The organism is Photorhabdus kayaii (genome assembly GCF_025384895.1).
Taxonomy (GTDB): Bacteria; Pseudomonadota; Gammaproteobacteria; order Enterobacterales; family Enterobacteriaceae; genus Photorhabdus; species Photorhabdus kayaii.
In genome coordinates, this window is record NZ_JAJAFZ010000023.1 from 1 (window position 1) to 26,226 (window position 26,226).

The following is a 26,226-nucleotide window of genomic DNA, read 5'->3' on the forward strand; positions in this document are numbered from 1 at the left end:
CGCAGCTCCGACTGGTTCAAACAGACGCTGTACGAGGCCGACCCGCATTTCCCGCCGCGGGGCAGCGCGGTCACCCGCCACTGGCATTACACCCCGGCCTACAACGTGGCCTGCATTGAAGACACCCGCTGGGACGAGACGCGCTACGGCTACAATGCCAATGACCAGGTGGTGACCGCCCAGTTTGGCGGGCCGCGAGCCTGTGACGAACAGTTTGTGTATGATGCCGGCCAGCATCTGCATTACCAAAAACGGGTACCGGAACGGCTCAGTGAAGACCTACGCCAGAGCTACCACACCCAGCAGGCGGGGCGGGTGATTCAGCACGGCGCCTGCGCTTATCGCTACGATGAAAACGGGCGACGAACAGAGAAAACCGAGCAGCGACGGGGCTACCGGCCGCGGACCTGGCGCTACCGCTGGGATGCGCAGGACCGGCTGACCGGGGTTATCAGCCCGGAAGGCACGCGCTGGCGCTATGGCTATGATGCTTTCGGGCGACGGATTAGCAAGCGGAAAGAGGAGGACACCGCCGGACCGCCGGTGAAACCGACCGCGATAATCGGCTACGATTACCTGTGGAGCGGGGAGCAGCTGATTGAAGAGACGCCGGTGTATGCGGACGGCACCGTCGGGTATGAGAACAGCATTCACTGGCTGTATGAGCCGGGTGCCCTGACGCCTTCGGCCCGGTTTGAAAAAGGCCAGCTATATTATGTCGTGAGTGATCACCAGGGGACGGTGCGGGAAATTCTGACCGAGGCAGGGGAACTGATCTGGGCAGGACGATTACTCACCTGGGGCGAGCCGGAATGCTGGCCGGTGCTGACGGTCAATGACCCGCGGAATCTGACCTGTAATCTCAGGTTTTGTGGCCAATATGAAGACACGGAAAGCGGTTTATTTTATAATCGGCACCGTTATTACGAGAGTGATACAGGCCAGTACTTATCGCCGGACCCTTTGAATCTTAGTGGCGGATTTAACCCGTACAGCTATGTCCATGATCCGGTAAACTGGATTGACCCTTTAGGGTTAGCGGGTTCACCTTCGCAATTATTAAATCGGAAACTTAGAGCTTTACAAAAAGCTCAAGGTTCTGCCGTAAATATCCGCGAATTACCTGATGGACGAATCCGTTATTATGATAAGGAAGCGTTAGCTAGAACTGAAGGGCCAACGCGTGGACGTTCTCATGTCACAGAGTGGAATCCATCAACAGGAAGTGTGAAGTCTTGGGAAGAAACTTACGATCATTCCAGCAAGGTTAATCGTGTACATCCTAAGATGAAAGATGGCCGGGTATTGGATTTACCTCATTATCCACCTACCAAAGCGGATATAGATTCAGGCATAGCAACAACTTCAGGAAAAGCTATTAAAAAATGTGGGGGATTGTCATGAACAATCTAATCCATCTTTTTATAAGTGGCCTGAATGAAAAACTTCAAGAAAATTACGATACTGCTAACATTGCTAGATATGCATATGAATTTTACCTTGATCATGACATTGATGATGAGAGGCTAAGATATGTTGTTGATTATTTAAAAGGAATGGATGCAGATCCTGTATTTGAATTAAGTAAAGACGAAGTCATTTCTTTTGTTCGAGAAAATCTTTTTTACGTCTAAAAACACCGGAAGATCCCAGTGATCTTCCGGCTTTCTTATAATCTATCTTGGCGCATACCTACAGTAAGCCTACGTTGATTTCACTCGTTCAATGTTTGCACCAAGTCCACGCAACTTATCTTCGATATGTTCATAACCCCGGTCAATATGATAAATACGGTCAACAACCGTTACGCCTTCCGCAATACAACCCGCCAGAACCAAGCTTGCCGATGCACGTAAATCCGTCGCCATCACCTGAGCACTAGATAATTTTTTAACACCATGACAAAGCACAGTATTACTTTCAATTTCCGCATGAGCTCCCATCCGAATTAATTCAGGAATATGCATGAAACGGTTTTCGAAAATAGTTTCAGTAATCATCCCTGCACCTTCAGCAACCAAATTCAACAAGCTGAACTGCGCCTGCATATCAGTCGGGAAACCGGGGTGCGGAGCAGTACGTAATGTCACAGCTTTAGGGCGCTTACCGTGCATATCAAGGCTTACCCAATCTTTACCAATTGCAATATCCGCACCCGCCTCACGCAATTTAGCTAATACCGCATCCAGCGTATTAGGCTGAGCATGACGGCAAACTACCTTGCCACCGGATATCGCCGCCGCAACAAGAAATGTCCCCGTTTCAATCCGATCAGGTAGTACACGATATACACCACCACCAAGACGTTCTACACCTTCAATGGTGATATGGTCTGTACCCGCTCCGGTGATTTTTGCACCCAAGGTATTGAGAAAATTAGCCGTATCTTCGATTTCAGGTTCACGTGCTGCATTCTCAATAACTGTTGTCCCTTCTGCCAACGTTGCCGCGGTCATAATCGTGACTGTCGCTCCAACGCTGACTTTATCCATCACAATGCAAGCCCCTTTCAGACGCCCATTAACGGAAGCCTTAACGTAGCCCTCTTCCAGCACAATTTCAGCACCTAACTGTTCCAAGCCACTAATATGCAGATCAACCGGGCGGGCGCCAATCGCACATCCCCCCGGTAAAGAAACTTGCCCCTGACCAAAACGCGCCACCAAAGGACCTAACGCCCAAATAGAGGCACGCATGGTTTTTACTAGCTCATAAGGCGCACAATATTGATTCACATCGCGGGCATCTACAAATACAGAACCATTACGTTCAACTTTAGTCCCAAGGCGATTCAACAATTTGATAGTGGTATCAATATCTTTCAATTCTGGAACATTTTGCAACTCAACAGGCTCTTCAGCCAACAACGCGGCGAACAGGATTGGCAGTGCAGCATTTTTTGCCCCGGAAATAGTAACCTCACCCGACAGACGAGTAGGCCCTTTCACACGAAATTTATCCATCTGTGACGACTCTCTTTATATAATTTGCTGTTCGCGGCGAGGCAAACAACATTAAAAACCGTTGAGCTTGCGATCCCGTTTCCAATCATCCGGTGTGTAGGCTTTAATTGACAAGGCATGAATACGATTATCAGCAATGTATTCCATCAAAGGCGCATAAACGGCTTGCTGCTGTTTTACCCGGCTCATGCCGGCAAACATTTCACCAACCACAATAACCTGGAAATGGCTGCCATCTCCGTTAACGATGACTTCATCCAGTGCTAATTTATCCATCAGCACTTGTTTAATCTCATTAGTATCCATAATTGCTCAATGTTCTGTACCCGTCATCTTTCAAGTTGCCTCTTTGTTGGCTGCACTCACTCACCCCGGTCACATAGTTCTCTATGCTCCCGGGGATTCGCTCCCTTGCCGCCGCGATGCATCTTGAAATCCATAGGGTATGTAGTTAGAAATAAATAATAGACAGCCATCTATCCTAATAGAATCCTGCTTATTCTTAAACTATGAAAACGCCCTTGTAATATTTCTGCTTACAAGGGCGCTGATTATACCCGTTATCTTTCAAGTTGCCTCTTTGTTGGCTGCACTCGCTCACCCCGGTCACATCGTTATCTATGCTCCCGGGGATTCTCTCCCTTGCCGCCGCAATGCATCTTGAAATCCATAGGGTATGTACAGATAATTAATGAGATTATCGGTTAGCTATCAATGATCATTTCTTGCATATCATAGAGCTTAATCAGGGTGTTAAGCCGTTCATCAATGCCAGAAAAGCGCAATTTATCCCCTCTCTTTTGCATATGATGTTTGAAACGGACTAAAAGAGCTAACCCGGTAGAATCCACATATTCAAGTTGTGACACATTGATGTCATTGATATCGACCAATAATTTCTCTTTTTGCTGCCAGAGAGGAAGCAAACTATTACGATCCAAAGTGCCCTTGAGAATCAATGTTTGCCCTATTTTTTCCCAGATCAGACTCTCAGCCATCTTATTTTTTCTCTTCCAGAGTAATTGGCTGACGGGCACTGATTTCAAGCTGCTTAGTTAAGCCATCAATACCTTGCTGACGCAAGATAGAGGCCCATTCACTCTGTTTAGTCGTAATCATACTGACTCCCTCAGCAATCATATCAAATGCCTGCCAGTAACCAGTTTTGCTGTTTTTGCGCCATTGGAAATCAAGACGGACAGGAGGACGGCCATTCGGATCGATAATAGTGACACGAATAGCAATAACATTGCTGTCCCCTAACGGCTTTTCAGGGTCAATCTGGTAAGTTTGATTATGATACATTGCCAAAGCCTGCCCATAGGCCTGCTCAAGATAAGATTCAAATGCAACAAAATAAGCCTTGCGCTGCTCTGGAGTCGTATCTTTATAGTATTTCCCCAGAACCAATGCCCCTGCGTATTTGATATGGACATAAGGCAGTAGCTCCTCTTTCACCACTTTACGCAGATAATCTGGATTTTGACGAATTTGTGATTGGCTATTTTTCAAACGAGTAAAAGTCTTTTCCGCCGCATCCTGCATCAGCTTATAAGGATTCGTTTGATCAACTGCGCTCGCTAATGGCGCAAAAACCAATAGCGCCATCATTAATAATCTCTTCAACATAATGGGTTCCTCTTAATGATATTCAGTTGCTGGCTAAGGTGTCGGCGGGTGCTCTGCCCCACTTTGGACATTATCACCACTCTTATACAAGAACTGGCCGATGAGATCCTCAAGTACCATTGCTGATTTGGTATCTTGTACGCGGTCACCCTCTTTCAGAATACGGGTGTCCATATCGGGATCTTCAAACCCTATATTCAAGGCAATATATTGTTCACCTAATAGGCCAGAAGTACGAATGGAAAGAGAACTGGTATCAGGGATATGGTCATATTGCTTCATAATATCCAGTGCCACTTGCGGCGTATAAGTTTTTTCATCAAGAGAGATACTTGCAACACGACCAATCACCACACCCCCAATTTTTACCGGTGAACGCACTTTCAAACCTCCAATATTGTCAAAAGTTGCGTACAAACGGTAAGTTGGCTGGTTGCCTACCGATTTAATATCTGCCACTTTTAAGCATAAAAAGACGATTGCAGCCAGTGCAATCAAGACAAAAAATCCAACCCAAATTTCACTTTTCTTGCTTTGCATTGGCTTAGTTCCCAAACATGAGTGCTGTCAGCACAAAATCCAAACCTAAAACCGCTAACGACGCATGAACCACCGTTCTGGTCGTTGCTCGGCTTATCCCTTCCGAAGTCGGGATCGCGTCATAACCATTGAATAGAGCAATCCAGGTCACAGTAATGGCGAAAACGACACTTTTAATAAAACAATTAAGCAAATCTTTCTGCCACTCGATAGCAGACTGCATGGAAGACCAGAAGAAGCCACTGTCAATCCCCTTCCAATCAACACCAACCATCGCACCGCCCCAAATACCTACCGCAACAAAAATCAAAGATAATAGCGGCATACTGATAAACCCGGCCCAGAAACGGGGAGCTATCACACGCCGTAATGGATCTACCGCCATCATCTCCAGGCTGGAAATTTGCTCCGTGGCTTTCATCAAACCGATCTCTGCGGTCAGGGCTGATCCTGCTCGACCAGCAAACAACAGTGCCGTGACCACCGGCCCCAATTCACGTAACAGAGATATCGCCACCATCATACCAAGACTGGCTTCCGCGCTGTATGTTGTCAGTACCAGATACCCCTGTAAGCCAAGCACCATGCCAATAAACAGCCCTGAAACGATAATAATCAATAATGACCGAACACCCACGCTGTAAAGCTGCTGTCGGAGTAACGGCCATTGTCTGGCAGGTTCTGGCTTGCCAATTATCGCGCGGAACAGCATAAAACCTGCACGGCCAAAAGAGGCAAACACCTCAATGGCTCGTCGGCCAAGTGCCGCCAGCGCCTGTGTTAACATTAACATCCCATTATCCTAATAACTCAGTTTTATAATCCCCTGCCGGGAAACGGAAAGGTACCGGCCCATCAGCAATACCATCCAGAAATTGCCGTACTCGCCTATCAGAATTAGAGTGCAACTGTTGAGCTGTACCCTCAGCAATAATCTGTTGTTCAGCGATAATATAAGCGTAATCTGCAATGCTCAGAACTTCCGGTACATCGTGGGAAACAACCACACAGGTAACGCCAAGTGCCTTATTCAGCTCATCAATCAACTTCACCAAAACCCCCATCGTAATCGGGTCCTGACCAACAAAAGGCTCATCAAACATAATCAGATCAGGATCAAGTGCAATGGCACGAGCCAGAGCCGCACGCCTTGCCATACCACCGGAAAGTTCGGAAGGCATCAAATTCGCGGCACCACGTAATCCTACCGCCTCTAATTTCATCATTACCGTGGTCTGTATAATTTCTTCAGGCAGGTTCGTATGTTCACGCAGCGGAAAAGCAACGTTCTCAAAGACATTGAGATCAGTGAATAATGCCCCAGATTGAAACAGCATACTCATCTTCTTGCGAGCAGCATACAAGTGAGAACGGGATAAAGCAGGAATATTATCACCATCAAACCAGATCTCTCCACGTTCAGGACGTAACTGACCACCAATTAATCGTAATAGTGTCGTTTTCCCTATCCCAGAAGGCCCCATAATTGCAGTGACTTTTCCTCTAGGCACAACTAGATTAATATCAGCAAAAATCAAACGGTTACCACGGGTAAAATACATACCACGGATCTCGATGAGATTTGCTGTCTGTTGATTCATTATTGATAGCCCTTAACGGTTAATAAATTGGCTTTAATATTTGGTTCATATATTAATCATATATACTACAAAAAAACTGGAAAATTTTCGCCATTAATGTGATGACAAATTTTACTTTTCTATCCACCGCCGTCAGAATATGTCCCATCTAACTGGGCAGACAATTTTTGTTTAGAAAATCAACCAGCGTTAACATTAATTCGGAATATACCTTACAAGGGACGCTTCATGCTTCTGACCTTTTTACTTCTAATTGCCGGGTTGATTTTACTGGTATATGGTTCCGATAGATTAGTATATGGTGCTGCAATTTTTGCCCGTACTCTGGGACTGCCTGCATTTATTATTGGTATTACCATTGTTGGCATTGGAACTTCTCTACCAGAATTAATGGTTTCAGTTACTGCAATGCTAGATAATCAACCTGATATGGCCGTGGGTAATGTTATTGGCTCCAACATTACTAATCTGCTATTAATACCCGGTGCTGCTGCATTTATTCGCCCAATGGAAGTAAAATCAGATATCCTGCGGCAGGAACTGCTGTTGATGCTACTGCTCACCGTCTTCTGTGGTTATTTAATGAGTGATCACTATCTCAGCCGGATGGATGGGTTGGTATTACTCGCTTCCGCCATAGTGTATATCTTACTGATGATAAAAATGGTTGCTCTACCGCGCCGCGCCGAAGCGGATATTTATACGCAAGAACAGGCTGCGGAATTACCGGTCGAAGGCAATAAACACATTGCCCTGCTTTGGATTCTATTAGGGTTACTTATTTTACCTATGGCAACTCGTATGGTTATTGATAATGCAACTGTTATTGCCCGCATTTATGGCATCAGTGAATTAGTTATCGGGCTTACCGTACTTGCGGTCGGTACCAGCCTGCCAGAATTAGCAACCTCCATTGCCGCAGCATTCAAAGGCGAAGATGACATCGCATTCGGGAATATTATAGGTTCGAATATATTCAATATATCAATTGTTTTGGGCCTTCCCGCATTACTCTCACCAGCAGCCATTTCACCTGAATCTTTCCATCGTGACTTTTGGGTAATGATGGTAGCCAGCATAATATTTACTGCATTTTGTCTGGGTCGTAAACACCGATTAAACCGATTTAAAGGTGTCCTGTTATTAAGCTGCTTTATCGCTTATTTTATCGTACTGTTTATTTCCCAATTACAGCATTGAATAAACACGAATGAGTAGGAAAAAGAAATGCCTAAGATTGATTTTCAGCAAGCGGGTAAAAAAGTATTACACATAGAACGGGATGGATTAACAGAACTTGAACAACATATAAACGGAGATTTTGACCGTATCTGTGAACTGATGTTCAACTGCGAAGGTAAAGTGATTGTCATGGGGATGGGTAAATCCGGCCATATCGGGTGTAAAATTGCTGCCACTTTCGCCAGCACCGGTACACCATCCTTTTTCGTTCATCCGGGAGAAGCCAGCCACGGCGATCTCGGCATGATCACACCTAAAGACATTGTCTTAGCCATCTCAAATTCGGGTGAATCCAGTGAAATTTTATCGCTGATTCCCGCATTAAAACGCCAAAAAATCCCGCTTATCTGCATGACTAACAATTACAACAGTAATATGGGAAAAGCCGCCGATATCCACCTGTGTATCAAAGTCCCGCAGGAAGCTTGTCCGCTAGGTTTGGCTCCTACAACCAGTACCACTGCAACACTGGTTATGGGTGATGCTTTAGCGGTTGCATTGCTCCAGGCACGCGGCTTTACTGCTGAAGATTTCGCACTATCACATCCAGGCGGCACTCTTGGACGCAAACTTCTGCTACTGGTGAGTGATTTGATGAATACAGGCGATGATATTCCAAAGGTTAATCGTCACGCCACCTTACGCGAAGCACTGCTCGAAATCACCCGACAAAAACTGGGGATGACCGTCATTTGCGATGAAAATATGTATATTGATGGTATTTTTACTGATGGTGATTTACGGCGAGTGTTTGATATGGGCGTCGATTTGTACAATGTCAAAATTTCAGATGTTATGACAACAGGTGGCTTCCGCATCAAACCAAATGCCCTTGCAGTTGATGCATTGAATTTAATGCAGTCACACCATATCACGTCCTTATTGGTTGCAGAGGACAATAAATTGCTTGGTGTATTACATATGCATGACCTGCTACAAGCTGGTGTGGTGTAACCGGAGAAAATGCCTTAATGAGCCAATTAGTTTATTTGGACACCTGTTATGGTCCAGTTAATAAAGACGTTATTGAAAAAGCCCGTAAAATCCGCTTGCTGATTTGCGATGTTGACGGTGTTATGTCCGATGGCCGGATCTATATGGGCAATAACGGTGAAGAATTAAAAACATTTAATGTTAGAGATGGTTACGGAATTCGCTGCTTAATTACTTCAGGAATCGAAGTCGCTATTATTACCGGCCGTAAAGCAAAATTGCTGGAAGATCGAGCAAATACCTTGGGTATTACACATCTTTACCAAGGACAAAGTGATAAGGTTTTGGCGTACAAAGAATTGTTAGATAAACTGGGATTAAAACCAGAACAGGTTGCTTATATTGGTGATGATCTGATTGACTGGCCTGTCATGGAACAAGTGGGGTTATCTGTCGCTGTGGCAGATGCACATCCATTACTCTTACCAAAAGCGCATTATGTCACCCAAATTGCAGGGGGACACGGTGCGGTAAGGGAACTTTGTGATTTGGTGCTTTTTGCTCAGAATAAGCTGGAAGAAGCCAAAGGATTATCAATATAGTAGGTTGAAGTGAAACGAGAATGGATAGAATCAAATCCTGGTTGGTGATAACTCTGGTATTAATCATCCTGGCGTTAATTGGCTGGAACTTGTCTGATTCAGATGAGATTAAATCATCTTCTGCCACAGATAACAGTCAGCCAACCTATCAAAGTCAGGAAGCTATAACTTTTGTTTATGACCCTACGGGGAAATTGACGTATAAACTGGTCGCTGATGACGTCCAAAACTATGCAGAGTCAAAACTTACCTGGTTTACCAAACCGGTATTAATTACTTATGACTCAAATGCCATTGCTACATGGACAGTTCGTGCTAACAAAGCCAAACTAACTAATGACAAAATGCTCTATCTTTACGGAGACGTACAGGTTGACAGTCTGACTAATACGTCACAATTACAACGTATTACTACAGAGAACGCTATCATCAACTTGGTCACTCAGGATGTTTCATCTGACGATCAGGTCACACTGATTGGTGTCGGGCTAAAATCCGTCGGTATGAAAATGCGTGGCAACCTGCGAAACAAAACCGCTGAACTGATTGAAAAGGTTAACACCTACTATGAAATCCAACATGAAAAACAGAATCCGTAATGCTTTTATTGCCAGTGCTATCTTTGTAGTCAGTCTTCCCGCTATGGCACTGAAAGATGACACACAGAAACCCATTTCTATCGATTCTGTTAAACAAGCCCTTGACATGACAAGGAACACTTCCACATTTACAGAAGATGTGATCATCAAACAGGGTTCTATCGATATCCGCGCTGACAAAGTTGTTGTGACTCGCCCAGATGGCGATTCTAAGAAAATGGTTATTGAAGCATTTGGCAATCCGGTAACCTTCTATCAATTACAGGACAATGGCAAACCAATCAAGGGCCGCGGTTCCAAAATACGTTACGAAATGGATAAAGAGCTGGTTACACTCACTGGCAATGCCTATTTGGAACAGTTAGACAGCAATATAAAAGGCGACCGTATCACCTATCTAGTCCCAACTCAGCAAATGGAAGCGTTTAGTGACAAAGGTAAACGAGTGACAACCGTCCTACTACCTTCTCAATTACAAGAAGAAGGCCCTGCTGGGGTTAACAACAAGAGTAAATAACGATATATGGCAATACTAAACGCAGAAAACCTGGCAAAAGCTTACAAAGGCCGTAAGGTCGTTGAAAATGTTAGCCTAAACGTGAACTCCGGCGAAATTGTCGGCCTGCTTGGTCCGAACGGTGCAGGGAAAACGACGACTTTCTATATGGTCGTCGGTATCGTTTCACGGGATACCGGGACAATTACCATTGATAATGAAGATATTAGCCTACTGCCACTTCACGAACGGGCACGACGTGGTATCGGTTATTTGCCTCAGGAAGCTTCTATTTTCCGCCGTCTAAGCGTATTCGACAACCTGATGGCTGTATTGGAGATCCGCCAAGATTTGACTCAAGAACAGCGGAAAGAACGTGCCGAAGAGCTGATGGAAGAGTTCCATATCAGCCACCTACGAGACAATCTTGGTCAATCACTTTCCGGAGGTGAACGTCGCCGCGTAGAGATTGCCAGAGCGCTGGCAGCTAATCCTAAATTTATTTTGCTGGATGAACCTTTCGCTGGCGTAGATCCTATCTCAGTCATCGATATCAAGAAGATTATTCAGCATTTGAGAGATTATGGACTAGGGGTCCTTATCACAGACCACAATGTCCGTGAAACATTGGATGTATGCGAACGTGCTTATATTGTCAGCCAAGGGCATCTGATTGCTCACGGCACACCTAATGATATTCTTAATAATGAACAGGTGAAGCGCGTTTATTTAGGCGAAGGTTTCCGGCTCTAATTCGGCCAGGAGAATTGATTTAACGCTATGAAGCAAAGTTTGCAACTCAGGCTTAGTCAGCAACTGGCTATGACACCACAGCTCCAACAAGCTATTCGTTTGTTGCAACTTTCTACGCTTGAACTCCAACAGGAAATACAACAAGCGTTAGAAATGAATCCTTTGCTTGAACAGGATGAAGATCATCAGGAAATTGGCAATCAGGAACTTCCCAATCACGAAACGGAAGCTATGGATACGCTTGATGCCTTGCAACAGAAGGATATGCCAGATGAATTACCCCTGGATGCCAGTTGGGATGAAATTTACACCGCTGGCACACCTTCCGGGACACGCAATGACTATAACGACGACGAACTGCCACTTTACCAAGGTGAAACAGTTCAAACCCTGCAAGACTATTTGATGTGGCAAGCAGAATTGACCTCTTTCACGGAAATAGATGCGGCGATTGCGACATCAATCATTGATGCCGTAGATGACACTGGCTATCTCACTGTACCACTAGAAGATATCCTTACCTGCATTGGCGACAATCAACTCACTCTGGCAGAAGTGGAGGCTGTGCTCAAACGGATACAGCATTTTGATCCTATCGGTGTCGCGGCTCGTGATTTAAAAGATTGTCTACTCGTCCAACTATCCATATTTCCACCAGAAACCCCTTATCTGAAAGAGGCGAGACTGATCATTTGCGAACATCTAGAGTTATTAGGTCATCGAGATTTCCGCAATTTAATCCGTCTGAGTCGCTTGAAAGAAGATACACTGAAAGAGGCTATAAATTTAATCCAGTCACTTGAACCAAAGCCTGGTCTGGCAATAAACACTGACCAATCAGAATATGTCATCCCCGATGTACTGGTTCGAAAAGAGGGTGAACACTGGCAAGTAGAATTAAATACAGATAGTATCCCCCGTTTACACATTAATCAGCATTATGCAGAGCTTGGGCAACATACGCGCAATGAAAGTGACAGTCAGTTTATCCGCAATAACCTACAAGAGGCCAAGTGGCTTATTAAAAGCCTGGAAAGCCGAAATGATACTCTGCTGAAAGTTGCGCGTTGTATTGTAGAACAGCAACAGGAATTTTTTGAACATGGTGAAGAATATATGAAACCTATGGTTTTGGCAGACATTGCTTTCCAGGTTGATATGCATGAATCCACCATTTCCAGGGTGACTACCCAGAAATTCCTGCACAGCCCACGTGGTATTTTTGAATTGAAGTATTTTTTCTCCAGCCATGTCAATACAGAAAGTGGAGGCGAAGCCTCTTCAACTGCAATACGGGCTTTGGTGAAAAAACTGGTAGCAGCGGAAAACCCCGCCAAACCATTAAGTGACAGCAAACTGACAAGCATGCTAGCCGATCAAGGCATCATGGTTGCCCGACGGACTGTCGCAAAATATAGAGAGTCGTTATCCATTCCGCCATCAAACCAACGTAAGCGTCTGGTTTGAAATGAACAGAGAAGGAAGACAATATGCAACTCAAAATAACCGGCCACAATATTGAAATTACTGATGCATTACGCGACATTATCACTGCAAAATGCAGCAAACTGGATCAATATTTCGACAGGATCAACCTGACTCAGGTAATCCTCCGAGTGGAAAAGGTACAACAAATCGCCGAAGCTACTGTACACATTAACGGAGGTGAGTTGCACGCATCATCAGAACATGAAGATATGTATGCAGCAATTGATGGACTGGTCGATAAACTGGCGCGTCAATTAACCAAACATAAAGACAAACTGAGACATCATTAACAGTTAGTTAACAAAAAATGTAGTAACAACAGCAGAGTATTACTGTAAAACAGTGCGCAAATACAGGATGCCACAGATAACCTATGGCATCCTGTATCAATAAGCACCTAAGTGAATAGGAAAATGAATAATCAAGCAGATTTACTACTAAGCTCTGTGCTTTCCCTCGCATGTACGCGCAATAATGTACATTGTTCGAGCAAAAAACGGGCTTTAGAGATTATCAGTGAGCTAGCATCTAAGCAGCTTAAGTTACCAGAAAATGTCGTATTCGAAGCAATATTAACCCGAGAAAAAGTAGGTACTACTGGAATTGGCAGTGGTATTGCTATCCCTCACGGTAAGTTAGATGAAGAAAGCTCAGATCAAGCGGTTGGCGTTTTCCTAAATCTGGAACAACCTATTGCTTTCGATGCTATTGATAATCAACCAGTCGATTTGCTGTTTGCTTTACTGGTTCCAAACGATCAATGCCAAACACACCTACACACATTGTCATTGATTGCCAAACGTCTTGCAGATAAAAATCTCTGCCGTCGTTTAAGATCGGCACAAAGTGATGAAGAACTATACGCAATTATCACTGAATAACTGTTGCAATGCATGGATAGCAATAGATAAGAGTGGCTCATAATAACCACTAAGAAATTAAGGGGAGTCGCCTCATGGTGCTGATGATAGTCAGTGGTCGTTCCGGTTCAGGTAAATCCGTTGCCTTACGCGCACTGGAAGATATGGGTTTTTATTGTGTAGACAACTTGCCGGTAGTATTACTGCCGGAATTAGCAAATACGCTAGCTGACCGCGATATTTCTGCTGCGGTTAGTATTGATGTAAGAAACATGCCGGAATCACCTAAAGTTTTCGAAGAAGCTCTGACTAAACTACCAGCGAGTTTCTCACCGCAATTACTATTCCTTGATGCTGAACGTAATACGTTGATCCGCCGTTATAGCGACACCCGCCGTCTGCATCCGCTATCAAGCAAAAATCTTTCTCTGGAAAGCGCTATTGATCAAGAAAGTGATCTGCTGGAACCCCTTCGTTCAAGAGCTGACCTGATTATCGACACCTCTGAAATGTCAGTCCATGAATTGGCTGAAATGCTAAGAACGCGTCTGCTAGGCAAACGGGAACGTGAGTTGACAATGGTCTTTGAGTCTTTCGGCTTTAAGCATGGCATTCCAATTGATGCCGACTATGTTTTTGACGTACGCTTCCTACCAAATCCACACTGGGACCCCAAATTACGGCCAATGACCGGTCTTGATCGTCCTGTAGCCGCTTTCCTCGACCGTCATACGGAAGTGCATAACTTCATCTATCAAACCCGCAGTTATCTTGAACTCTGGCTACCTATGCTTGAAACCAATAACCGCAGCTATCTGACCGTTGCTATTGGCTGTACCGGCGGTAAACACCGTTCTGTTTATGTGGCAGAACAGTTGGCCGATTATTTTCGTTCCAGAGGAAAAAACGTACAGTCGCGCCATCGTACTCTCGAAAAGCGAAAATAATGACTGTCAAGCAAAGACTTGAAATCAAAAATCGGCTGGGAATGCACGCCCGGCCAGCAATGAAGCTGTATGATCTAGTACAGCTCTTTGAATCTCATGTTATTTTACGCAATGATAGCCATGTTGAAGCCGAAGCCAGCAGTGTAATTGCTATGTTGATGCTGGATTCAGAAAAAGGCAGCTATATTGAAGTTGAAGCCAGTGGCCCAGATGAAGAACAGGCTCTTGCAGCTATTATTGATCTATTTAATTCGGGATTTGACGAAGAATAACCTTGCTCACTCACCTATGGATTATCATGTCCTTCACTGTTTTCATTAGCAGCACAAAACAGTTCGTGATCATGATCTCTTTATTTTCCAGTAAGAACAGCCTACTATCAGGTTAATCATTTTAAATAACACCCCCCTCCTCATGGTGCGGGGTGTTATTTTGTATTGGAATCCATTTGGAGTGTGGTATGACTAAACCAGCAATTATCATCAACGAATTAGACGCAGAACGTTTAGATTCCCTGTTGGAACAGCCAGCGTTTGCAGATACTAGTATCGCTGACGCTTTGAATGAGGAGCTGGATCGTGCAGAGATTGTACCGCCAGCAGAAATTCCATCAGATGTTGTGACGATGAACAGCCGGGTTCGTTTTATTGACCTGACAAGCAATGAAGAACGGGTACGTACTTTAGTTTATCCAGCGTCACTGCAAGACAGTTCAGATCAGCTTTCTGTTATGGCTCCTTTAGGTGCTGCATTATTGGGCCTTCGTATCGGTGACGAAATCAGTTGGGAATTGCCAAACGGCGAAGAAACCCGCGTCAAAGTATTAGAATTACTTTACCAACCAGAAGCTGCCGGTGAGCTCCACCGTTAATTCAGCCAGCCCATTTGATCCGGGCTGGCTAAAGTAATCGGAAACGAGTATCTCTTATTGACCAGCGATACTCATTTCCGGCAGTAAGACTGAACCACACTGGATATTACTACGCGTTTCAATATCATTCCCAATAGTGACCATATTGGCCCACATATCCTTTAAATTGCCTGCAATAGTAATCTCGCTGACAGGATACTGAATCTCACCATTTTCTACCCAAAAACCAGCGGCACCACGGGAATAGTCGCCAGTTACTGCACTGACTCCCTGCCCCATCAGTTCAGTGACCACTAACCCAGTTCCCATCTGACGCAGTAAATCTGCAAAATCTTGACCTTGCCCTGCAATGCACCAGTTATGAATCCCTCCTGCATGGCCGGTACTTGCCATTCCTAGCTTACGGGCAGAATAACTGGTCAGAAGCCAAGTCTGTAATATACCATCCTTGATAATATCCCGATTGCTGGTAGAAACACCTTCACTATCAAATGGAGAAGATGCTAACCCCGCCAGCAAGTGTGGCCGTTCTTCAATTGTCAGCCATGATGGCAGAATTTGTTTGCCCAGATGATCAAGCAGGAAAGAGGATTTCCGGTAAATACTGCTACCACTGATAGCGCCAACCAAATGACCGAAAAGGCCCGTTGCAACCTCCGCAGCAAACAACACCGGTGCTTTCATAGTCGGTAATTTACGTGGCGACAAACGAGATAATGCACGACGAGCACACTCCTGCCCAACCCATTCTGGCGATTTTAAATCTTCAAAACGACGACTAATGGTATACGCATAATCCCGTTCCATATCGCCATCAAGTTCAGCAATCACACAACTCGACATAGAATGACGACTGGAGCAATAGCTTTGCAACATACCGTGGCTGTTACCAAACACTCTGATACCGTAATGGCTGTTAAAACTGCCACCTTCAGTATTGGTAATACGCTTATCTGCCTGTAATGCAGCTTGTTCCGCACGAGCAGCCAGTTCAATTGCTTTATCCGCATCCAACTCTGTTGGATGGAACAAATCAAGATCTGGCGCTTCAAACGCCAGTAGCGCTTTATCTGCCGGGCCAGCACACGGGTCCCGAGAGGTATAACGAGCGATATCAATCGCAGCCTGAACAGTACGGGCAATGGCATCCGGGCTTAAATCTGTTGATGATGCGCTACCTTTACGTTGCTGATGATATACGGTGATCCCCAGAGCACCATCACTATTGAATTCTACATTTTCAATTTCACCAAAGCGGGTACTGACACTAATACCCGTTGTTTTATTAACCGCAACCTCCGCAGCATCACAACCCGCTTTTGCCAGCTCTAGTGCCCGTGAAACTGCGTTTTCCAGTTGTTTGCGTTGTTCCGCAATTTGATCCGTGATTTTCATTAATTACCTGTAATTTGATGAATAAAGGGAAAATCTGTCGGAAAAACAGAACCGTTTTATCCACACAGTCAATGTCGAGTGGTAATCCGACGTTTTTCCCAGTTACAATACACGATATTAGGATGTTAACACCCACCGAGCTACAGGTCATGCTCCAAAAATAAACCTGCCAGCTCCGGCCTTTTTAAAAGGAAAACCACTATGGCAAAGCAGCCTGAAGATTGGCTCAATGATTCTCCTGCCGAAGAGGAAGAGGAAGAGATAATTTGGGTCAGTAAAAGTGAAATTAAACGTGATGCCGAAGCATTGAAAAAGCTGGGTACAGAATTGGTTGAGCTCAGCAAAAGTGCGCTTGAACGCGTTCCGTTAGATGAGGATCTGCTGGCCGCCATTGAACTTGCACAGAAGATAAAAAGAGAGGGGCGCCGTCGCCAACTACAATTTATTGGTAAACTGCTGCGTACTCGGGATGTCGAGCCAATTACCACCGCGCTTGATAAACTGAAAAATCGTCATAATCAGCAAATCACTCTGCTCCATAAACTGGAAGAATTACGTGATAAATTGATTGATGGCAATGACGATGTTATTGATGAAGTGGTGGCGTTATTCCCACAAACCGATCGCCAGCAACTGCGTACTTTGATCCGCAACGCCAAAAAAGAAAAGGCGGCAAATAAGCCACCTAAATCTTATCGTCAGATTTTCCAGTATCTTAAAGATATGGCTGAATCCGCTTAACGACCTAAAACCCGTAAGGTTCTAATTTCTGTTAGGGGAAAATATTAAAACTAAGTTCCCCTTCCAGTTCTTCAATCACTGATTACGCGGGCGAGTTTGGAATTTTTCATCAGGTTTGCCATCTTCCGCGTCTCCACCATTATCGCTTGGTTTTCGTCAACAATTGCACGAGAAAGTTTGTGTTGAAAGTCGGCACGGGCATTGGCTATCCGTTCGTGTCTTATAATGATCTATCTCGGATAAACAACCAAAAATCAGGCTGTTCCTCCAACGGTCAAGTTGTCCAGTTTCAAAGTAGGCTGACCAACACCAACAGGGACACTCTGGCCCTCTTTGCCACAAACCCCAACACCTTTATCCAGAGCAAGATCGTTTCCTACCATAGAGATCTGCTGCATAGCCTCAATACCGGAACCGATAAGGGTTGCACCTTTCACTGGTTTGGTAATTTTACCGTTCTCAATCAGATAAGCTTCCGATGTCGAGAACACGAATTTACCGGAAGTGATATCCACTTGACCACCACCAAAATTTGGCGCATATAAACCATGTTCTACACTACTTATGATCTCTTCTGGTGTGGAATGACCCGCCAGCAAATAGGTATTAGTCATACGAGGCATTGGCAAATGGGCATAAGATTCACGGCGACCATTGCCCGTCGGCGCGACCCCCATCAGACGCGCATTCATTTTATCTTGCATGTAACCTTTCAGAATGCCATTTTCAATCAATACATTGTATTGTCCAGGAACGCCTTCATCATCAATTGCCAATGACCCCCGGCGACCTTTTATTGTGCCATCATCAACCACAGTACAGAGTTCAGACGCGACTTTTTCACCAATCTGACCAGAAAACACCGAGGTACCACGGCGGTTAAAATCACCTTCCAGCCCATGACCAACCGCTTCATGCAGCAACACTCCCGGCCAACCAGCTCCTAGAACAACCGGCATGGTACCAGCAGGTGCAGCAACAGCGGAAAGATTCACCAGTGCCATATGGACAGCTTCACGCGCAAATTGTTCTGCACGGATCTGACCACTAACCACTTCCAGAAAATATTCATAACCGTAACGGCCACCACCACCGCTAGTGCCGTGTTCACGTTTGCCGTTATCTTCCACCAGCACCGTGACAGATAAGCGAATGAGAGGACGGATATCAGCCGCCAAGGTCCCATCGGTTGCCGCGACCAACACCCGTTCATAGATCCCTGTCAGACTGGCATTGACTTCCTGTACTCTTGGATCTTCAGCACGAGCCACCTGATCCACACACTGCAATAACGCAACTTTTTCTTCACGGGAAAAACTTTGCAGCGGATCAATTGCTGCATAAAGCTGAGAATAGGTCACTTCGCCAAAAGTATGGGCTTTACCATTCCCTTTTTCATGGACGATGCTACGGGCAGCCTGTGCACTTTGTTGCAACGCATTCAACGTGATCTGGTCTGCATAAGCAAAACCCGTTTTTTCACCACTGATTGCCCTAACGCCAACCCCCTGATCAATATTATAGGAACCATCCTTAATAATCCGATCTTCCAGCACCCAAGATTCATGGTAACTGGACTGAAAATAGAGATCGGCATAATCAAGCCGACGTTCAGCCAGTTGACCGAGTACTGAAAACAGATCTTGATGGCTTAATTTATTTGCAGCCAGTAGGTGTTCACTGACAGAAGTTAAACTCATAATTGCTACTCTTTAATTTGCGGTATTTTTTCAATCAAGGAAGTCAACTGCGGTCGAAAGCGGTTATGTTTCACCACCTTCATCTGCTCACGCATAATCTTCAAGCTATCTGCCCTGATATTCAGTTGTAATGCACTGACTGCATCGGGGTTTTTCTTAATCACTTTCCCCCAACCATCCACTGCCATTGAGTGACCCCACGTCTGACGGGTTCCATGTACACCAACCTGAGCCGGCGCTAACAAAATACACTGGTTTTCAATAGCGCGAGCCCGCAACAGTGGCTCCCAATGTGCTTTTCCTGTTAAACGAGTAAATGCCGCAGGAACAGATATCAACTCAGCGCCTTGCTCACGTAATGCCTGAAACAACCCAGGGAAGCGCAGATCATAACATATGGTCATTCCGAGACGCCCAACAGGTGTATCTACAACGGTAATATGTTCCCCACGCTGGAAAACAGATGATTCATTATATGATCCATGTTCATCATTAATATTGACATCAAACATATGGATTTTGTCGTAACGTGCGCAAATCTTACCCTGATCATCAAACAACAGGCTACTACTGGTGAGCCGTTCAGGATTTTCACGACTGATAAGCGGCATAGAACCGATTAATAACCAAACACCATAACGGCGTGCAATCTCACTAACAGCTTGCTGCAAAGGCCCATGACCCTGTTGTTCCGCATGCCTACGATAGCTATCAGCATTAGCAAACAACAGTGCATTTTCCGGGGTCATGACAAACTTGATAGTATCTGGCAACTGCTTAATTTGTTGTTCAATTTGCGACAAATTATGTTTGATATTTTCACCGCTACATAACTGCAAGAGTGCAACATTAACGTTTCTCATGTTCCTCTATTCTCCTTAAGCTGACGCAGAACTTCATCAATTTTCGGTTGCTCAAGATTACCAGTAATCCGGTAACGAATAACGGATATCTTATTCCATAACGGCCCCAAAACCTTGGTCGCTGCGAATAATGCAGCACCTGCCATCGGATTGATGACAAAAGCCGTCGCTACCCCCACAGTAGCAGAAATCTCCGGCGTGACGATGGCTTCTATATTGATCTGTTGGCGAACAAGATCGATTTCACCTTTCGTTATCACATCGGCAATCAACCCATCAACCCGTAAGTTTTCGGTCTTGAGTATCCCATTTTTTACTGAAACATCACCACGAATTGAATCAAATTCAAAATCCTGGCTAAAGGTATCGCTAAAATCGAGCTGTAATTTACGTAACAGAGCATCAAAACTGACTAATTTTAGTAACTGACCAGCACTTCCTCCCCCCAATTTTTCAATAGCACCTTTGCCTAAGTCACTTTTAAGATTGCCATTCAGCGTCTGGAAATTGGGTTTCCACGGAGTATCCCACCAATTAAAATCAAAATGGAAGGTAAACGGTGAATTTACAATCGGTACGACTATACCAAGGTAAGATGCCATCTCATCAAACTTTTCACCAGAAAATTGCCCCATGATACGAGTATTATTCCCTACAGCCCCTTCTTGCCAACGACCTGCCAAAGTTAGTTTACTGACACTGTTTTCTACTATTCCATCTCTTAATACCAGCGAATTACCTTCTGGAATCAGGGAACCAGACACCTTCCCAAGTTTCAATCCCATAATCCAACATTCAGAACAGATGATGTCTAATGAAGGCCATTGATTCAACGAATAACGCAGAGTTGTACCTGTCTGAAATTGCTTAGGTAAATCCGATTCAGCTTGCAGAGGACTATGTTGCAGAGGATTATAGTAAAGATGGCTCAAATTCATCTGCCAAGAGCCACTATGACGGATATTAAGTTTACCGCTGATTTCCCGACTATTAGCAGTGATCTGCGTTCCCCAAAGCTGTTTTTCCACATCCAACGATAACTGATTCCAACGTTGTCCCCCCGCATCCAGTGATGGAAGTGATATATGCAGATGCTGTGGCAACATTGACATACCTGCCAATGAAGAACCAGAAGTCAGAGGCGCAATCAGCCCTAACCACTCTTCCCCCTCAACTACCGGAAGATTCAATTCCAATAGGGATTTTTCAGGCAAATCAGGAATTTTATCGCTGCTTTGTAAAATTCCACGTGACAGTTGAGTGCTTTTCCCAGCCAGACGCCATTGAGTATTAAATGCATACTGTTTATCCAGAGTGCCTTTTACTTGCAACTGTTCCATATCACCATCAGCCAGAATATGAAGAGCACGCAGTTCATCCGCTTTCAGGGCAGATAAATAACTATCTACTTGTGATAAATCAACGTCGATTTTCATATCATATTGAGGCTTGCCCTGAAACGGCAAACTGACACCGACCTTCCCTTCCCAATCAACAGAGCCAGAAAACGCTTTAGCAATCGCTGGTGAAAATTTAGATAATTTTGCCACAGCCCAATGCGCATTCAGACCAACATTGACTCGGTAGTTTTTGGGTAAACTTTTAGTAGAAAAATCAACCGTAACAGGCTGCCCAAGCCATTGGGCCGATAATTTGCCGCTTTGTAAATTACCATTATCAAAGCGAAACCGGCCACTCACATTTTTCATTTCGCTATCTAGAGGCTTAATCAACAAGTGATTATTGTTTAAAGTCACCTCACCACGGGCATCCACATTGCCACCATTGAGTGGAATATCCAAATGCAAATTACCAGCAATCCGACCACCAACCTGCAATATATCCAGCGTTTCACCAACAGAATTTGCTAACGGGCTACGGGTAAAATATTCATGAATATCTTTGCCTTCTCCCAGAAGATCAGCGTTGATTAACAATTTCTTACTGCGATAATTAGAAATTACTGCTGAAACATTGCTAGCTTTCACTTTACCAAGTGCCGTTTGCAGAGCAAGCATCCATAAACTGTTATTCTGGAAATTAAGATCAATATTGAGATCTAGCAATGCCGGCCAATTTGGTTGGTACTGAAAAGTCGCATGACGCAATGGAGCAAAAACTTGAAACTGACCATTATTCTTTGCAAATGGGAAATCTTTTGGATTGCCTTGAAAAACAAAAGTCGCGTTTTCTATCTGCCCTTTAATAATTGAAGCTGTTAGATAGTCAGTCAGAGATGTTCCCATCAAAGATTCTGGAAAATATCTCCAGGCATCACCTGCATCATAAACCCGTATTCCCGCCAGAATATTCAGCGCAGGAGGCTGTTCTTTAGGCTGTTGATAACGAAAATCACCATTGACCCACAATGATTTCGCCTGCAAATCCAATCCTTGACTCCAAAGTTGTAAGCCTCGCTCATCTTGCCGCCAGAGTATTTCGCCATGACTTTGGGATATCTCGAACGGTGCCAAGAACATATCTCGATAATCAACGACACTATTCTTCAATGCAAAACTCAGTTTGCCTTGCCGCAAGCTGCCATTGAGAGAACCAGAGAAATTATCAATAGAAGGCAATTCCTGCCAACGCTGCCAACTGACATTCTGCCATTGCATACTGATTCGGGAATCATCTGCCATTTTGGGTGTAATATCGAGGGCAAGATACTTTACCAATCCTTGTGGCTGACGATGCTGCCAATCCTTCACAAGATCAGACGTCAAAAAAGAAAAAGTCGGTAAAATGCTACTTAGCCGTTCAAGTTGAACGTTTTTTGCCCGGACACGCCAATGATCATGACCATCAGCTCTCTTGGCTTCCGGTAGATAGAGCACTGATACTTTTCCTGACGGCCATTGTTGACCATCAGTGATCAAATTTGCCAGCTCAGGTGCATCAAACAACCAACCACCATCTTGGCGACGCATTCGTAACACTAAATCACTGACAGAAAGGTTGTGGGATTTGTTAGCAACTTTCCAATTAGCTTTTCCCTGACGGAGTTGCAGTTGACCACCATCAATCCGACCATCTTTCAGCATAATCCAGCTAGACAAACTAAACTCAGCATCCTTCAGCCCAGTATTATCCTGCAACCAATGGCTTAGCCACGGATGAACATCAACATTATCTGCCTGTAAATAAATAGTACCGTTATCCAATATGCCATTAGTGTCATGCAAATCAAATTTAACTTGTATATCCCCATGCTGATTATTGATCGAAGAGAGACTAATTTTCCCTTGAGCTCGGTGACGATTATCTTTATTCAGCCAGGTTAATTGTGGTAACAGAAGATCAGCGCGTTCACCAGAGGGAGTAAGGAAAGTAAAACGGCTATCTTGCAGATTAAAATGATCAAACTGCTCCAGAAACAGATCAGAAAATAGATCCGATTGGGAAAACATATTACCGCTTTGATCATTAAACAGCGGTTGATAGTAATCTACTTGTAACTGATAAAAAGTAAGATCGCGGAAATTCCAACGCATCCTTAGTAAAGATAACCAGATATCCAATGCAACCGTGATCTTTTTCGCTTTCACATCAGCATTTGCGGTTTTTACACTGATATCACGTAATTCAAAAACAGGCCCGAAAGATTCCCATTCTCCTGCAATATATCCAGCATCAATGGGTACACCAATAATTGATTCAATTTTAGCGAATAATTGTGGGCGGTAATCATTAATATGTGGCAGTAGAAAACGTAATCCACTAACAAGCAAAGCCACAATGATAATGACTATTGCGGCTGTCGCTAATAATACTCCCGGCAGTCGCCTCACACGCATCTCCTTGGTTACCAATGCTGTTATGTCAGCAAATCAGATGGTTACATCATAACTACGTCAAATTGTTCTTGACTGTAGAGCTGTTCTGTCTGAACTTTTACCTGTTTACCGACAAAAATCTCCACTTCCGCCAGTGCATGAGATTCCTCTCCTTTCAACGCTTCAGCCACTGCGGGTGAGGCATAAATAAGGAAACGATCTGCGTCAACTGCCCGGTGCACTCGCACAATTTCACGCATAATCTCATAACAGACAGTTTCAACAGATTTCACGGTTCCCCTTCCTTTACAAGTAGGGCAATCGCCGCAAAGTATATGCTCGATACTTTCACGAGTCCGCTTACGAGTCATTTCCACCAGCCCGAGTTGTGAAAAACCATTAATCGTGGTTTTAACACGATCTTTACTCAGCACCTGTTCAAGAGAAGCCAATACCCGTCGGCGATGCTCCTCGCTATTCATATCGATAAAATCGATAATAATAATACCACCTAGATTACGCAGCCTTAATTGTCTGGCAATAGCTTGCGTCGCCTCAATATTGGTATTAAAAATAGTTTCTTCCAAATTACGATGACCAACAAATGCGCCGGTATTAATATCAATTGTGGTCATCGCTTCAGTTTGGTCAATAATCAAATAACCACCTGATTTTAATTCAACTTTGCGATCGAGTGCTCGCTGAATTTCATTTTCTACATCAAACAGATCGAAAATAGGCTGACTACCGTTATAAAGCTCTAATCTGGCTGTCATTTTAGGAATATATTCGCGAATAAATTCCTGTAACTGAGTAAACGTCAAACGAGAATCTACACGAATACGATCAAGGGCCGCGCCGGCGAAATCACGCAAAATACGATGAGCCAAAGCCAATTCGCCATAAAGTTTATTTTTAGTGACATTGCGCTTTTTACGCTCCATCACCTTACTCCACAATCGTTTCAAGAAAGCCGCATCCTGAGCTAATTCTTCGTCGCCAACGCCCTCGGCAGCCGTCCGAATAATGAAACCACCATGTTCATCACAATAATCAGCAACAATATTTTTCAGGCGATTACGCTCTTCTTCACTTTCAATACGTTGTGAAACCCCGACATGAGATGCACCGGGCATAAATACAAGATAACGGGAAGGTAAGGTAATATCGGTAGTGAGCCGAGCACCCTTGGTACCAAGGGGATCTTTCACTACCTGAACCATTAAATCTTGTCCCTGGCGAACCAACTCAGCAATATCTTTAACATGAAAGTTCTTTTGCTCCTCACCGGCAATACATTCCGTATGAGGCATAATATCTGAGGCATGAAGAAAGGCGGCTTTTTCCAGCCCAATATCAACAAAAGCAGCCTGCATTCCTGGTAATACCCGACTTACACGACCTTTATAAATATTGCCGACAATTCCCCTTTTGGCTTCCCTTTCAATATGGATTTCTTGCAAAATCCCACCATCAATGTAAGCAACGCGCGTTTCGGATGGTGTGATGTTGACTAATAACTCTGCTGTCATAGGTTCCCCTTCCCATCAACTAACGCAAAAAACTTTGTGATTAATTCGTGCGTTTCCACCAATGGCAGACCAACAACTGAGTGATAACTGCCATTCAGCGTTTTAACAAAGCAACCCGCTTTTCCCTGAATACCATAAGCTCCCGCTTTGTCCATCGGCTCACCGGTTGCTACATAATCCAAAATTTCCTGCGTGGATAATTGGCGAAAGGTTACATCTGTAATAACTATATCACTTAAGGTACGCTGACTATCTGATAAAGCAATGGCTGTCATCACCTGATGACGCTGACCGGAAAGTGCACTGAGCATTGCAACAGCATGTTGCTCGCTACGTGGTTTTTCTAGAATCTTACCATTCAATACAACAACAGTATCCGCTCCCAACACCAGAAAATCCTCTGGTGCAATAGCAACTCCCGCTAGAGATTTATCTTTTGCTAATCGGCTGACATACTGACGCGGAGTTTCACCCTCTTGCCACTGCTCCTTTACCTGAGGAGAAAGAATTTCAAATTTAAAGTCCAATAATCCAACCAGCTCACGCCGCCTTGGTGAGCCGGAAGCCAGATAAAGGGTTTTCATGATGATCTCGTCCTTACTACTACCTATCTCATTAGGCTATTTCATTTGCCATTTTGAACCTAGAGCAGAGCTTAATCCTCACGTACATTATGTACGCTCCGGTTATACGCA

Annotated in this window: 28 protein-coding genes and 1 pseudogene; 15 read left to right on the forward strand and 14 right to left on the reverse strand. The window is 44.4% G+C overall.

Annotated elements, in window-relative coordinates; all coding sequences use genetic code 11:
• Positions 1–171 precede the first annotated feature (171 nt).
• Both LGZ98_RS10630 and LGZ98_RS10635 read left to right on the forward strand, forming a co-directional pair.
• The gene (locus LGZ98_RS10630; protein WP_262978065.1) at positions 172–1,404 is read left to right on the forward strand and encodes an RHS repeat domain-containing protein; all 1,233 of its coding nucleotides are present in this window, start codon (positions 172–174) and stop codon (positions 1,402–1,404) included.
• Complete coding sequence (locus LGZ98_RS10635; protein ID WP_113043699.1) at positions 1,401–1,634, forward strand: hypothetical protein; 234 nt, start codon at positions 1,401–1,403, stop codon at positions 1,632–1,634. The genes LGZ98_RS10630 and LGZ98_RS10635 overlap by 4 nt, the downstream gene beginning before the upstream one ends.
• A 69-nt stretch (positions 1,635–1,703) precedes the next feature.
• Here LGZ98_RS10635 and murA read toward each other — a convergent pair whose 3' ends face one another.
• The 7 genes from murA to mlaF form a co-directional block, all read right to left on the reverse strand.
• The gene (gene murA, locus LGZ98_RS10640; RefSeq protein WP_113043698.1) at positions 1,704–2,963 is read right to left on the reverse strand and encodes a UDP-N-acetylglucosamine 1-carboxyvinyltransferase; all 1,260 of its coding nucleotides are present in this window, start codon (positions 2,961–2,963) and stop codon (positions 1,704–1,706) included.
• Positions 2,964–3,014: 51 nt separating this feature from the next.
• On the reverse strand, positions 3,015–3,269 hold the full coding sequence (gene ibaG, locus LGZ98_RS10645; protein WP_011148158.1) for a BolA family iron metabolism protein IbaG: 255 nt from the start codon (positions 3,267–3,269) through the stop codon (positions 3,015–3,017).
• 398 nt (positions 3,270–3,667) lie between these two features.
• Positions 3,668–3,961: a lipid asymmetry maintenance protein MlaB gene (gene mlaB, locus LGZ98_RS10650; protein ID WP_113043697.1), complete on the reverse strand. Its 294-nt coding sequence runs from the start codon at positions 3,959–3,961 to the stop codon at positions 3,668–3,670.
• Position 3,962: 1 nt separating this feature from the next.
• Complete coding sequence (gene mlaC / locus LGZ98_RS10655) at positions 3,963–4,592, reverse strand: phospholipid-binding protein MlaC (protein ID WP_113043696.1); 630 nt, start codon at positions 4,590–4,592, stop codon at positions 3,963–3,965.
• Positions 4,593–4,625: 33 nt separating this feature from the next.
• Positions 4,626–5,132 carry an outer membrane lipid asymmetry maintenance protein MlaD gene (gene mlaD / locus LGZ98_RS10660; protein WP_113043695.1) on the reverse strand — a complete coding sequence of 169 codons (507 nt, stop codon included), beginning with the start codon at positions 5,130–5,132 and terminating at the stop codon, positions 4,626–4,628.
• Between the two features lie 4 nt (positions 5,133–5,136).
• Positions 5,137–5,919 carry a lipid asymmetry maintenance ABC transporter permease subunit MlaE gene (mlaE, locus tag LGZ98_RS10665; RefSeq protein ID WP_113043701.1) on the reverse strand — a complete coding sequence of 261 codons (783 nt, stop codon included), beginning with the start codon at positions 5,917–5,919 and terminating at the stop codon, positions 5,137–5,139.
• A gap of 10 nt (positions 5,920–5,929) precedes the next feature.
• Entirely contained in the window at positions 5,930–6,733 is an 804-nt protein-coding gene (mlaF, locus tag LGZ98_RS10670; protein ID WP_112896289.1) for a phospholipid ABC transporter ATP-binding protein MlaF, read from the reverse strand.
• A 228-nt stretch (positions 6,734–6,961) separates the two neighbouring features.
• Here mlaF and LGZ98_RS10675 point away from each other — a divergent pair, with 228 nt between their 5' ends.
• The 12 genes from LGZ98_RS10675 to rnk all read left to right on the forward strand — a co-directional run bounded on the left by LGZ98_RS10675 (position 6,962) and on the right by rnk (position 15,524).
• Positions 6,962–7,933 (forward strand): calcium/sodium antiporter, encoded by a 972-nt coding sequence (locus LGZ98_RS10675; protein ID WP_262978066.1) that lies wholly within the window; start codon positions 6,962–6,964, stop codon positions 7,931–7,933.
• Between the two features lie 27 nt (positions 7,934–7,960).
• Positions 7,961–8,929 carry an arabinose-5-phosphate isomerase KdsD gene (kdsD, locus tag LGZ98_RS10680; RefSeq protein WP_262978067.1) on the forward strand — a complete coding sequence of 323 codons (969 nt, stop codon included), beginning with the start codon at positions 7,961–7,963 and terminating at the stop codon, positions 8,927–8,929.
• A 17-nt stretch (positions 8,930–8,946) separates the two neighbouring features.
• Positions 8,947–9,510: a 3-deoxy-manno-octulosonate-8-phosphatase KdsC gene (gene kdsC / locus LGZ98_RS10685; RefSeq protein ID WP_112879243.1), complete on the forward strand. Its 564-nt coding sequence runs from the start codon at positions 8,947–8,949 to the stop codon at positions 9,508–9,510.
• A 20-nt stretch (positions 9,511–9,530) separates the two neighbouring features.
• Positions 9,531–10,109 (forward strand): LPS export ABC transporter periplasmic protein LptC, encoded by a 579-nt coding sequence (gene lptC, locus LGZ98_RS10690; RefSeq protein WP_112879244.1) that lies wholly within the window; start codon positions 9,531–9,533, stop codon positions 10,107–10,109.
• On the forward strand, positions 10,090–10,626 hold the full coding sequence (lptA, locus tag LGZ98_RS10695) for a lipopolysaccharide ABC transporter substrate-binding protein LptA (RefSeq protein WP_113043692.1): 537 nt from the start codon (positions 10,090–10,092) through the stop codon (positions 10,624–10,626). The genes lptC and lptA overlap by 20 nt, the downstream gene beginning before the upstream one ends.
• A gap of 6 nt (positions 10,627–10,632) precedes the next feature.
• Positions 10,633–11,358: an LPS export ABC transporter ATP-binding protein gene (gene lptB, locus LGZ98_RS10700; protein ID WP_011148169.1), complete on the forward strand. Its 726-nt coding sequence runs from the start codon at positions 10,633–10,635 to the stop codon at positions 11,356–11,358.
• Between the two features lie 27 nt (positions 11,359–11,385).
• The gene (gene rpoN, locus LGZ98_RS10705) at positions 11,386–12,825 is read left to right on the forward strand and encodes an RNA polymerase factor sigma-54 (protein WP_113043691.1); all 1,440 of its coding nucleotides are present in this window, start codon (positions 11,386–11,388) and stop codon (positions 12,823–12,825) included.
• 23 nt (positions 12,826–12,848) lie between these two features.
• Entirely contained in the window at positions 12,849–13,136 is a 288-nt protein-coding gene (gene hpf / locus LGZ98_RS10710) for a ribosome hibernation promoting factor (RefSeq protein WP_036775988.1), read from the forward strand.
• Between the two features lie 123 nt (positions 13,137–13,259).
• Positions 13,260–13,727 carry a PTS IIA-like nitrogen regulatory protein PtsN gene (gene ptsN / locus LGZ98_RS10715; RefSeq protein WP_112896282.1) on the forward strand — a complete coding sequence of 156 codons (468 nt, stop codon included), beginning with the start codon at positions 13,260–13,262 and terminating at the stop codon, positions 13,725–13,727.
• Between the two features lie 74 nt (positions 13,728–13,801).
• On the forward strand, positions 13,802–14,653 hold the full coding sequence (gene rapZ, locus LGZ98_RS10720) for an RNase adapter RapZ (protein ID WP_113043690.1): 852 nt from the start codon (positions 13,802–13,804) through the stop codon (positions 14,651–14,653).
• Positions 14,653–14,925 carry a PTS phosphocarrier protein NPr gene (npr, locus tag LGZ98_RS10725; protein ID WP_011148174.1) on the forward strand — a complete coding sequence of 91 codons (273 nt, stop codon included), beginning with the start codon at positions 14,653–14,655 and terminating at the stop codon, positions 14,923–14,925. The genes rapZ and npr overlap by 1 nt, the downstream gene beginning before the upstream one ends.
• 188 nt (positions 14,926–15,113) lie before the next feature.
• Positions 15,114–15,524 (forward strand): nucleoside diphosphate kinase regulator, encoded by a 411-nt coding sequence (gene rnk, locus LGZ98_RS10730; protein WP_112879249.1) that lies wholly within the window; start codon positions 15,114–15,116, stop codon positions 15,522–15,524.
• Between the two features lie 54 nt (positions 15,525–15,578).
• Here the strand turns inward: rnk and pmbA are convergent, their stop codons facing one another.
• The gene (pmbA, locus tag LGZ98_RS10735) at positions 15,579–16,919 is read right to left on the reverse strand and encodes a metalloprotease PmbA (RefSeq protein ID WP_113043679.1); all 1,341 of its coding nucleotides are present in this window, start codon (positions 16,917–16,919) and stop codon (positions 15,579–15,581) included.
• Positions 16,920–17,120: 201 nt separating this feature from the next.
• On the opposite strand from pmbA, the gene yjgA reads away from it, so the two are divergent.
• A complete protein-coding gene (gene yjgA / locus LGZ98_RS10740; RefSeq protein ID WP_113043678.1) occupies positions 17,121–17,660 on the forward strand; it encodes a ribosome biogenesis factor YjgA in 540 nt (179 codons plus the stop codon).
• Between the two features lie 74 nt (positions 17,661–17,734).
• Here the strand turns inward: yjgA and LGZ98_RS10745 are convergent.
• The 6 genes and pseudogenes from LGZ98_RS10745 to LGZ98_RS10770 all read right to left on the reverse strand — a co-directional run.
• A pseudogene (locus LGZ98_RS10745) lies at positions 17,735–17,878 on the reverse strand (RNA-guided endonuclease TnpB family protein); the annotation flags it as partial.
• A gap of 36 nt (positions 17,879–17,914) precedes the next feature.
• Entirely contained in the window at positions 17,915–19,360 is a 1,446-nt protein-coding gene (tldD, locus tag LGZ98_RS10750) for a metalloprotease TldD (RefSeq protein ID WP_262978068.1), read from the reverse strand.
• 5 nt (positions 19,361–19,365) lie between these two features.
• On the reverse strand, positions 19,366–20,223 hold the full coding sequence (gene nit1 / locus LGZ98_RS10755) for a deaminated glutathione amidase (protein WP_113043676.1): 858 nt from the start codon (positions 20,221–20,223) through the stop codon (positions 19,366–19,368).
• Positions 20,220–24,014: an AsmA2 domain-containing protein YhdP gene (yhdP, locus tag LGZ98_RS10760; protein WP_262978069.1), complete on the reverse strand. Its 3,795-nt coding sequence runs from the start codon at positions 24,012–24,014 to the stop codon at positions 20,220–20,222. Before yhdP ends, nit1 begins: the two co-directional genes overlap by 4 nt.
• A gap of 47 nt (positions 24,015–24,061) precedes the next feature.
• Entirely contained in the window at positions 24,062–25,531 is a 1,470-nt protein-coding gene (gene rng / locus LGZ98_RS10765; RefSeq protein WP_113043674.1) for a ribonuclease G, read from the reverse strand.
• Complete coding sequence (locus tag LGZ98_RS10770; RefSeq protein ID WP_113043673.1) at positions 25,528–26,115, reverse strand: Maf family protein; 588 nt, start codon at positions 26,113–26,115, stop codon at positions 25,528–25,530. Before LGZ98_RS10770 ends, rng begins: the two co-directional genes overlap by 4 nt.
• Positions 26,116–26,226 lie beyond the last annotated feature (111 nt).

Bases quoted from the DNA above. Each gene is read 5' to 3' on its own strand.
- LGZ98_RS10635 (WP_113043699.1), top strand. From the start codon at position 1,401: ATGAACAATCTAATCCATCTTTTTATAAGTGGCCTGAATGAAAAACTT.
- murA (WP_113043698.1), bottom strand. From the start codon at position 2,963: ATGGATAAATTTCGTGTGAAAGGGCCTACTCGTCTGTCGGGTGAGGTT.
- ibaG (WP_011148158.1), bottom strand. From the start codon at position 3,269: ATGGATACTAATGAGATTAAACAAGTGCTGATGGATAAATTAGCACTG.
- mlaB (WP_113043697.1), bottom strand. From the start codon at position 3,961: ATGGCTGAGAGTCTGATCTGGGAAAAAATAGGGCAAACATTGATTCTC.
- mlaC (WP_113043696.1), bottom strand. From the start codon at position 4,592: ATGTTGAAGAGATTATTAATGATGGCGCTATTGGTTTTTGCGCCATTA.
- mlaD (WP_113043695.1), bottom strand. From the start codon at position 5,132: ATGCAAAGCAAGAAAAGTGAAATTTGGGTTGGATTTTTTGTCTTGATT.
- mlaE (WP_113043701.1), bottom strand. From the start codon at position 5,919: ATGTTAACACAGGCGCTGGCGGCACTTGGCCGACGAGCCATTGAGGTG.
- mlaF (WP_112896289.1), bottom strand. From the start codon at position 6,733: ATGAATCAACAGACAGCAAATCTCATCGAGATCCGTGGTATGTATTTT.
- LGZ98_RS10675 (WP_262978066.1), top strand. From the start codon at position 6,962: ATGCTTCTGACCTTTTTACTTCTAATTGCCGGGTTGATTTTACTGGTA.
- kdsD (WP_262978067.1), top strand. From the start codon at position 7,961: ATGCCTAAGATTGATTTTCAGCAAGCGGGTAAAAAAGTATTACACATA.
- kdsC (WP_112879243.1), top strand. From the start codon at position 8,947: ATGAGCCAATTAGTTTATTTGGACACCTGTTATGGTCCAGTTAATAAA.
- lptC (WP_112879244.1), top strand. From the start codon at position 9,531: ATGGATAGAATCAAATCCTGGTTGGTGATAACTCTGGTATTAATCATC.
- lptA (WP_113043692.1), top strand. From the start codon at position 10,090: ATGAAAAACAGAATCCGTAATGCTTTTATTGCCAGTGCTATCTTTGTA.
- lptB (WP_011148169.1), top strand. From the start codon at position 10,633: ATGGCAATACTAAACGCAGAAAACCTGGCAAAAGCTTACAAAGGCCGT.
- rpoN (WP_113043691.1), top strand. From the start codon at position 11,386: ATGAAGCAAAGTTTGCAACTCAGGCTTAGTCAGCAACTGGCTATGACA.
- hpf (WP_036775988.1), top strand. From the start codon at position 12,849: ATGCAACTCAAAATAACCGGCCACAATATTGAAATTACTGATGCATTA.
- ptsN (WP_112896282.1), top strand. From the start codon at position 13,260: ATGAATAATCAAGCAGATTTACTACTAAGCTCTGTGCTTTCCCTCGCA.
- rapZ (WP_113043690.1), top strand. From the start codon at position 13,802: ATGGTGCTGATGATAGTCAGTGGTCGTTCCGGTTCAGGTAAATCCGTT.
- npr (WP_011148174.1), top strand. From the start codon at position 14,653: ATGACTGTCAAGCAAAGACTTGAAATCAAAAATCGGCTGGGAATGCAC.
- rnk (WP_112879249.1), top strand. From the start codon at position 15,114: ATGACTAAACCAGCAATTATCATCAACGAATTAGACGCAGAACGTTTA.
- pmbA (WP_113043679.1), bottom strand. From the start codon at position 16,919: ATGAAAATCACGGATCAAATTGCGGAACAACGCAAACAACTGGAAAAC.
- yjgA (WP_113043678.1), top strand. From the start codon at position 17,121: ATGGCAAAGCAGCCTGAAGATTGGCTCAATGATTCTCCTGCCGAAGAG.
- tldD (WP_262978068.1), bottom strand. From the start codon at position 19,360: ATGAGTTTAACTTCTGTCAGTGAACACCTACTGGCTGCAAATAAATTA.
- nit1 (WP_113043676.1), bottom strand. From the start codon at position 20,223: ATGAGAAACGTTAATGTTGCACTCTTGCAGTTATGTAGCGGTGAAAAT.
- rng (WP_113043674.1), bottom strand. From the start codon at position 25,531: ATGACAGCAGAGTTATTAGTCAACATCACACCATCCGAAACGCGCGTT.
- LGZ98_RS10770 (WP_113043673.1), bottom strand. From the start codon at position 26,115: ATGAAAACCCTTTATCTGGCTTCCGGCTCACCAAGGCGGCGTGAGCTG.